We start from the raw sequence: 7,340 nt of genomic DNA on the forward strand, positions 1-7,340 counted from the left end.
TTTCCCCTGATAGATGAACTGGAGTGTTCCTGCTTCAGACGATTCAAATGTGATTGTTTTCAACCCATCTGTTAACTTTGCATCTACCTTTGTTTCTTGTACAGTTACTGTTCCACTATTTCCAAGGTTGACTTCTAATAAAGTAGGCATTTTTTGGTCACTTGCTTTCGCTACATTAATATCAAATGTGAATGTTACTGTATCTGCTGTCGCTTGACCTTTGCTAATCGTAGCTACTAGCTTCGCACCAGTTGCGTTTACCGCTACTGTACTATTATCTACTACTACTTTACCATTCGCTATACTTACACCTGTGATTGCTTGACCATCACTACCCGTAACAGACCAATCAATTGTTGTGCCTTTTTCATCTGCTACTGTTGGTAAAGCTGTATCTGTAGTTGTTATGTTAGCAAACGTTGTCCCTAATGCTTCTTTTACTGCTGAGATGTCCAACGCATCTAACTCTGCTTGTGTTGGCGAAGTCTGATCACCAGTAGTTGCCTTCACTATTATTTCAAATGTTGCTGTTTTTCCTTCATACGTTACTGTTACAATTTTTCTACCAGTTGTTGTAAAGTCTACAGTTGACAAGCTATAGTCTGTTACTACTTCTCTTGACCCGTCAGATTTAACAGCTTTTACTATTAGACCATCTTTGACTAACACTGTATCTGCTGTTGTATACTCTATTTTCACTGGTTGTGTCATTATCTCTATGCTTTTTAACGTTATCAGAGTTGGATCCTTCAAAACAAGGTTTTGTATACCCGCTTTTACAGCTAGGTAAAATGCATTTAATTCTTCTTGTGTTAATTGTTCAAATGATGTTAGTTCTTCTAGATTATACATCTCAGCTAGCTCTGCCAATACTAAGTTAAATGCTTCAACTGTCTCATCTGTATAAGCATCAGGTTCTTGTAATGTATTAAGCAATGCCTCTATATCTTCTATTGTATAATTTGTTACTACTGCCTCTACACCATTTTTACCAATTTTCGCTTTTATAGGTGTGATGCCAACTGCTTTATCTGTATTCTTTAATAATTCTGCAATGGCTTGTTGAATTGCCGTCTCTTTATTTTCTGATTCTGCAATATAATCTACATATAATTTTCGTTCGTAGTATTTATCGCCTATCGCAACATATGTTACATCAGAAGCGTTAACCCATTCCTCTGCCAATGCATCTATATAATTCTCTTTAGAAACTTCATAATTTATTCCATTTATTGAAATTACAACGCTATCAATAGCTGCAGTCGTTTCAGCTGCAAATGATACTGGGGTAATTGAAGCCACACTAGCTACTGCTACTACACTTGTACCAGCTAGGACTTTATATAAATTTTTCTTTTTCACTTAATTCACCTCTTCGTATTTTTAAATTTATTCAATAATGATTTTAGACGAACCTAAATCTACTCCTGCTGGCAACTCAACTAAATAACGATCTTCATTTACACTACTTTGTTTAAACTCATATTGCGTACCATCACTTAATTCAATTTTAATAGTATTAGAATTTGTTGCACCTTCTAGATCTGTGATTAAGAATGAATTAACATCTGTACCTAATCCTGTACCTTGAGTTTTAGAACTGTTTAAGTCTTTAAATAAAATATCTTTTGATGGTTCTGGTTTCGGCTCTGGATTGATTACTGGAGGTACCCCAGGGTTCCAGTTCCCATTATCTATTATTGGTGTTGGATTTGGCGTAACTCCACCAGTTCCTGGAGTTGGCGTTCCAACAATAACATTCACAATTTGCGACGCTATTGCTGCATAATTTGAAACAATTCCTGCAGCTGTTGAACCGGCTGGAACAGTTAATTCATTGATTTTTAAATCAGTACCAACTGTAATTTTTGCTGTTGGGTTAGTAACTGCTAATTTCTCAATAGTACCTGTAATCTGTAATGCAAGTTCTACCGCTGACGTTAATAATAATTGAGCGATATTTGCATTACCTGACAATTCAAGTTTTGCTGTCGATTCAACTACAACTTTTGTAACCGTTCCATCAATGTTAATTACAGTAACTGTGGCAGCAACTGTAATTTCAGTAATGATAGAATCCGATTCAATAGCAGTATCATTACGTTTCACATGAATTTTACCTGCCTTTGAATTTTTAAGTTTTACTTTCGGACCTTTTTTCCCATCATTTGCAAACTTGTTATCTAATGAAGCCACTTTACCAACAATTGCATCATCTACGATTAAGTCACCATTTACCGTAGTACCGTCTAGTTCTACAGAATTTCCAACATTTGTTGTTACAGTAGCGTTTCCTGTTACTGTTAAACCAGAAACAGATACATAGTCTGCATTAATAGTTAATGCATCAATCGTCGTATTTGCAGAGAAAGTTACTAATTTATCTGCTGTTCCTGCGTTATTTAAAGTAAGAGAATTTACATTAGTTAAAACGCCATCTTTAACTGTTGCTACAATAGTTGCACCAATTAATGCTTCTTTGTTTCCTTCAGTAAAGATTGATTTTACAGAATCACTGTATGAATAAGTAGCGCCGTTCGCATCAATACCAGCTGTTGTATATTCTGCTACTTTGAATGTTACGCTTTGAGTTGTTTCCGGAGTTGCTTGAGCTACAGCTTCTGCACGTGTAATAAATGCTGCCATTTGTCCACGCGTAACATTTGAAGAACCGTCAAATTTCGTAGCTGTTTTACCAGTTGTTACGTTATTATCATATAAAGCAGCGATTGCTTCTTTATAATCAGCACGTACGTCAGTAAAAGGCAATACATCAGCATATGTAGATTTTAAATTTAATGCGTTCGCAATAATTTTTGCAACGTGGTTACGTTGGATGTTTGCCCCTTGGCGGAAAGTACCATCTTCATAACCATCGATAATGCCAGCTTGCTTTAATGCAGCGATTGCTCCGTAATATTGATGTGATGTTGGAATATCTTTGAAGTTAGGATTGATTACATTAGTCGTGTCTAAACCTAGTACACCTGCAATAATTTTTGCTGCTTGACCACGTGTCAAGTTTTGTCCAGGTTTGAAAGTCCCATCTTGATAACCATTAATGATGCCACGATCACTTAAACTTTTAATCGCTTCTGAGAATTGATGTGATGATGGTACATCCTTAAATGTGCTTGCCTCAGGTGCGATTGGAGCAGCTACTGCTACAATTGAAGCGGCAACCGCTGCTGCTGTTGTTGCTTTTACGAATTTCGATTTTTCTCTTTTCTTCATACCTAATACCTCCTATAAATCATTTTATAGTCGTTTAAGACTAAATCACATTATATTACTTTAGATACAAATTTTTATAAATGTCTATAATAGTTGACTTCGTGTTAATTACAAGGGATTAATTAATTGCAAAAAAATAACATTAAAACAAGTGATTAAGTTTAATATCAACCTAAGACAGAAGATAAGTAAAAAAATTTATAAACCTCAAATAAGGTAAGGTAAACAATAATAGTAGGATGCGTAATGCGTTAACCATTCTCTCGTTATACAAAAAAACTGCGTGAATCCTTAATATTAGGATCACGCAGTTTCTATTATTATTAGTTAATGCTTACTTCAAGCTCTTTTGTTACACCATTTACATCACGGAAACGAATTATTACTTTAGTTACATCCGTCTCAATTAAGTTTGCAAATCTTGTTTTGTTAAATGTGACATTAATTATTCCTTGTTGAGAAGTTGTTACAGCAATGCTATCTTCACTTGTAATAGTTACTGTGTCTGCAGTTGTACCAGTAATTAACTCAATTGAGTCAATTGTCGTTAAATGCGTAATTTCTGTGTTTGTAAACGCAATATTCACTGTGTCCGCTGTAGTCGTAATTACACCTGCCGTATCATTCGTAGTATTTTCTGGAGTTTCTGTTTCTTCTCCTGGGTTACCTGTGTTTCCTTCTGAATCCTCACTGTTTTCTGGGTTATCCGTATTATCTTCGGGATTTTCAGTGTCTTCACCTGGGAATTCATCTTGTGGTTCACGTGGCTCTGATAAAGTATTAACCGGACGAACTTCTACGTTTTCACCATTATTCGTTACAACTAAATCGAATACATTCCAATAAGTTTCTGTTCCTTCACCTTCTGGTACTTCGAAAATATGGGCTGGAGCTGTCGCATTCCCTAAGAATACTTGAACTTTTGCGCCAGATGTACGTAATGTATTGCTACCATAGAAATGATGTACATAGAAACGATATTCTCCGTCTAATAATTGACGAATTGTTGTCGTTTCTGGACCGTAAGAATCTACATCATCCCAATCTAAATCAGCATAAACAATTCCATTTGAAGTTGTACGCTTCTCCCCGTAATAAATATGGAATTTCTCGCCATCTACTGTTGGTCCCTCTAAATGTGAATCTAAATCTCTTGGATCCTTGTCCCAAGAAAGCATAATTTTAATTTCTTGTGAAGCGGCTGCACGGATAGCTGTTTCATGTTGATCCGTTAAAAATACATCCGTTGAAGAATTTGCAATCATGTAAGATGTTACATAACCAGGTGCTGAAAATTCCCCTGTATAAACGCCTGCCGGTAAATTTATTGAATAGTAACCGTACGCATCAGTTGTTGCAGTTGCTACTACCTCACCTTGTGTTGTACCTGAACCTGCACGGAATTTAATCGATAAGTTTGGAATACCAACATATTGAATATCTGTAATACGACCTGCAAACCCTGTTTTTACTTCGTATGAAGAAGCTAAATTAACCCCAGTTACTTTAGCATTTTTAGAAGTTACTTTTACTTCAACAGTTTTCCCAGCATTTTCAGCTACATTAAGTGGTGTAAACGTAATACGCTGTTTATTAGCATCATATTCTAAACCTTGTAATACCACTTCATTGCCATCAATGTATGCTTTCACTTCAAAATCAGACATCGTTAAGCCAGCAATAAAGTTTGTTAATTGTAACGAAATTGCATTTTGTGAAGCTAATGCCGATGTTAATGTTGCCGTTGCATTCGGATCAGAATAGCTCTCCGTAATCGTTTCACCTGCAACCGTTACTGCATTGTATCCTCGATTAATGTCTAATACTAAGTTTTGTGGTCGTTGAGATAGTGTAGAACCTTCTGCGTTAATGTGAGCTTGTTGAATAACGCCCGTACCTAATACTTCTGCTGCTGCATTTAATACTAAAGTACGAATATCCGTTTGTTCACTTAAATTAATACGAACATTTGTCGCTCGTGAGTTAATTGTTTCAAATACACCCGTTAATTCAACTTGGAAGCCTTCACCAGCTGTTTGCATTGCTTCAGAAACAGTGATGTCTTCAAAGCCAGAAGAACCTTCAGCTAAATTTTGCTCGACTACTAAAGTTGGTGTTTCTAATTGTACTTCATATACTTGTGTGCTACCTTGTGCAACAATACGAACAGCACCTGTATTTTTATTTACAATTACTGTCGCTAATACTGAATCGGTAAAGTAAATACTGTTTTTACCGCCGCCTTTAACAATTGTTTGGCCAGTTACATTAACTCCTTTTAAATGAACATCTCCCTCTCCAATCCCTTCACCTAAAATAAGGTTTCCGTTAATTGTAACGTTTTGTAAGTTTACATTCGCTGTATTAATGAATAAGTCACCATTAATTACTTGTTTGCCCGTTGATGGACCGTATGTACCGGCAGAAGAAATTGTAGAGCCTGAAATTTGTTCTACGCGATTATCATTTGATGTCGGAATGTATACTGAGTTCGAGCCAGAAGTTGTCGGTGCTTCTACCTTAACTCCATCAGACGTTACGATTTGAGCGATGTTAGATTTAATCGAGTCATAATTTTTAATAACATCAACCGCATTAACATCTACTGGTAATATAAGTTTATCAATTTTTGTATTCGCACCTAATGTAATGTTTGAATCTTTTCCAAGAACATTTAATGTTTTAATTGTTCCTTCGATATTAATTGAAACTTCTCCAGCTTTTACCACTGTTAATGTGTCAACAGTTGCTGTACCAGCTACCGTTGTTTCATTACGGTTTACTTCAATTGTAGGAGTAGTAACCTGGTCTAACGTAATCGTAGAACCTTTTGTACTATTTGCTACAATTGCACCTAAAGATGCTACTGGTGAAGCTTTAATAGGATCAATAACTAATTTACCTTGAATTGTAGCATTTGATATTTTAACAGATGCACTCTTTAGTATTACATTACCTGTAATGGTAGCTTGACCTAAATCTAATACTGCCGGTGCTTCTTCAGAGCTAGCTGCTTCAATGGATAAAGACTTCACTTCTACGATCTCATTATTTTTTACAATTGCTATTATTTGTGCACCTTTTAAAGCGGCTGCATTTGATTCGGTGAAAATTGCTTGTGTTGCTGAAGTTACTTTTAATTCACCTGTTGAAGTTTTAATAGTATTTCCTGTCACTTCATCAATCGTGAAGGTTGCTTCCTCAGTAGCCTGTACATTTTCTGCACGTACCACAAAAGTCGCTAATTGACCGCGCGTTACATTAGAGGCACCATCAAATGTAGTAGCTGTTTTACCAGTCGTTACTTTGTTTTCATATAATGCTGCAATATATTGTGCATAATCTTTACGAACATCTGTAAATGGTGTAGTACCTTCTAATGTTACTAACTTAAATCCATTCGCAATCATTTTCGCCATATGGTTACGTAAAATTGGTTCACCTTGACGGAATGTTTGATCTTCATATCCACTAATAATCCCAGCATTCGCTAAAGCTGCAATCGAACCGTAATATTGATGAGTTTTCGGGATATCTTTAAAACCTGGATTTGTTACGTTTACTGTATCTAATCCTAAAGCACCAGCTAAAATTTTTGCTGCTTGACCACGTGTAACCTCAGCATTCGGACGGAAAGTACCATCTGCAAAGCCTTGAATAATCCCACGTTGTTGAAGATTCAAAATATCATTGTAAAAATAATCAGTCGTCTTTAAATCTTTAAAACTCGCCTCAGCAGTTGCCGGAGCCACTACGGCAACACCCGAAGCTACAAGCGCTGCTGCAAGTGTTGCATTGAAATACTTTTTCTTAGTCATTGTCTCATTTCTCCTTTTTCTCAGTAAAATATTTAAAGGTTAATATGCGGATAAAATAATGAATTCACCACCTAAAAACCTAGATTAATTATAAGTAAAAATAAATATTTATATCCATAATTTTCAATATTAAAAGGTAATATGATATATAACAGTAGAAATAGGATGAAATTGAGAGGTATGAAGCTAAGGAAGAAATAATATATTCTATTGTAACCGCTAAAATAAACTTAACAGTTTTTGCTCATTTCAAATGAACACTTTTCATCTAAATAATAGTTTCCTGTA

General features: G+C 35.6%; 3 protein-coding genes. All 3 read right to left on the reverse strand.

Annotation, left to right across the window (positions count from 1 at the left end; translation table 11 throughout):
* Positions 1-1,362 (reverse strand): bacterial Ig-like domain-containing protein (locus H9635_RS19440; RefSeq protein WP_191698729.1); only part of this gene is annotated, 1,362 nt, incomplete at its 3' end.
* A 27-nt stretch (positions 1,363-1,389) separates the two neighbouring features.
* Positions 1,390-3,234, reverse strand: coding sequence for an S-layer homology domain-containing protein (locus H9635_RS03390; RefSeq protein WP_191698730.1), 1,845 nt, complete (start codon positions 3,232-3,234; stop codon positions 1,390-1,392).
* A gap of 323 nt (positions 3,235-3,557) precedes the next feature.
* Positions 3,558-7,052 (reverse strand): S-layer homology domain-containing protein, encoded by a 3,495-nt coding sequence (locus H9635_RS03395; RefSeq protein WP_191698731.1) that lies wholly within the window; start codon positions 7,050-7,052, stop codon positions 3,558-3,560.
* Between the last annotated feature and the right edge of the window lie 288 nt (positions 7,053-7,340).

The sequence above is a fragment of the Solibacillus faecavium genome, from assembly GCF_014836905.1.
GTDB classification, from domain to species: Bacteria; Bacillota; Bacilli; order Bacillales_A; family Planococcaceae; genus Solibacillus; species Solibacillus faecavium.

Bases quoted from the DNA above. Each gene is read 5' to 3' on its own strand.
- H9635_RS03390 (WP_191698730.1), bottom strand. From the start codon at position 3,234: ATGAAGAAAAGAGAAAAATCGAAATTCGTAAAAGCAACAACAGCAGCA.
- H9635_RS03395 (WP_191698731.1), bottom strand. From the start codon at position 7,052: ATGACTAAGAAAAAGTATTTCAATGCAACACTTGCAGCAGCGCTTGTA.